General features: G+C 72.4%; 2 protein-coding genes. Both read left to right on the forward strand.

Going from position 1 to position 1,665, the window contains the following annotated elements; all coding sequences use genetic code 11:
* A partial coding sequence (locus AB0M52_RS33765) for a DUF4132 domain-containing protein (RefSeq protein WP_363961932.1) occupies positions 1-1,086 on the forward strand: 1,086 nt, incomplete at its 5' end.
* A 94-nt stretch (positions 1,087-1,180) separates the two neighbouring features.
* The gene (locus AB0M52_RS33770) at positions 1,181-1,606 is read left to right on the forward strand and encodes a DUF6153 family protein (RefSeq protein ID WP_363961934.1); all 426 of its coding nucleotides are present in this window, start codon (positions 1,181-1,183) and stop codon (positions 1,604-1,606) included.
* The last annotated feature ends 59 nt before the right edge of the window (positions 1,607-1,665 follow it).

Genomic DNA, 1,665 nt, shown 5'->3' on the forward strand with positions numbered 1-1,665 from the left:
GCCCGCCGGCTGCTCTGGCTGGTCGACGGAATGCCCTGCGGCTGGGCCGACGGCGCGCTGCGCACCATGGACGACACCCCGGTGACCGCCGCCGACGACGCCGAGGTGCGGATCTGGCATCCGATCGGCCGGCCGGTGCCGGAGATCGTCGGCTGGCGGGAGTGGTTGGAGCGGCACCGGATCGTCCAGCCGTTCAAGCAGGCGCACCGGGAGGTCTACCTGCTCACCCCGGCCGAGGAGGCCACCGGCACCTACTCCAACCGGTTCGCCGGGCACATCCTGCGTCAGCATCAGTACCATGCGCTGACCGCGATCCGGGGCTGGACCGACCGGCTCCGGCTGATGGTGGACGACGCCTACCCGCCGGCCGCGTGCGAGCTGCCCCGGTGGGGCCTGCGCGCCGAGTACTGGGTGGAGGGGATCGGCGACGAGTACGGCGCCGACACCACCGACAGCGGGTCGTACCTGCGGCTCGTCACCGACCAGGTGCGCTTCTATCCGATCGCCGCCGCACCGAACGTGTCGCACGCCTCCGGCGGCGGCTACACCGCGGCGCGGTGGACGGACGCCCGGCCGGCCGATCCGCTGCCGCTCGACCAGATCCCGCCGCTGGTGTTCAGCGAGATCATGCGGGACGTGGACCTGTTCGTCGGGGTGGCCAGCGTCGGTAACGACCCGACCTGGTCGGACGGGGGCCCGCAGGGCCGGTTCCGGGACTACTGGTCGTCGTACAGCTTCGGGGAACTGTCCGCTACCGCCGAGACCCGGCGGGATCTGCTGGCCCGGCTGCTGCCCCGGCTGGCGGTGGGGCGGCGGGCCCGCATCGACGGTCGGTTCCTGGTGGTCCAGGGCGACCTGCGTACGTACCGGATCCACCTGGGGTCGGGAAACATCCTGATGAGCCCGAACGACGCCTACCTCTGCATCGTGCCGGACCGTGGCGCGGGCCGGATCGGCGAGCAGCAGTTCCTGCCGTTCGAGGGCGACGGCATGCTCGCCGTCATTCTCAGCAAGGCGATGCTGCTGGCGAAGGACGCCGAGATCATCGATCCGTCGATCACCCGGCAGATCAACTCCGCCGGATAGCTGGTGGTCCCGACATCCGCGCCGGTCCGGCCGGTGAACCGGGGGATGCCGGGTTCGGCGCGGATGGCGGTCGCCCGGGCGATACCGTGATCGAGTGCGAGGCGCAGTGGCGAACACCGGGCGATGGCTCCGGTTCATGCTGCTGGCCTGCACGCTGGTCGGGTTCGCCGCGATGCACAGCCTGGGGCACGACCCCACCCTGGGCGCGGCCGGGCACGGCAGCCACGCCGCGTCGGCCACGCCTGCCCTCGGCGAGGGCTGCCCCGGTGAGAGGTGCATCCAGCAGGCCGTCCCGGCCTCCGAGGAGCCGGGGCCGGTGCACAGCTCGGGCTGGGCGGTCTGCATGGCGATCGCCGCCGGCCTCGCCCTCACCGCCGTGGTCGCCGTCCTTTTCCTTCGGCGTACGCGAGGCCCGCAGCCACGGGGTCGTACCACCACCCGGGCATCCGGCGGCCGGGCCCCGCCGGCGTTCACCATGATCGGTCTGACCACGGCCTCGGCAACGGTGCTGCGGATATAGGAGCGACCAGCGCGTACCCCGCCAGGGGTGACCGCGCCTTCGACTCCTACCCGTTCACC

The sequence above is a fragment of the Micromonospora sp. NPDC051296 genome (genome assembly GCF_040682255.1).
Classification (GTDB): Bacteria; Actinomycetota; Actinomycetes; order Mycobacteriales; family Micromonosporaceae; genus Micromonospora; species Micromonospora craterilacus.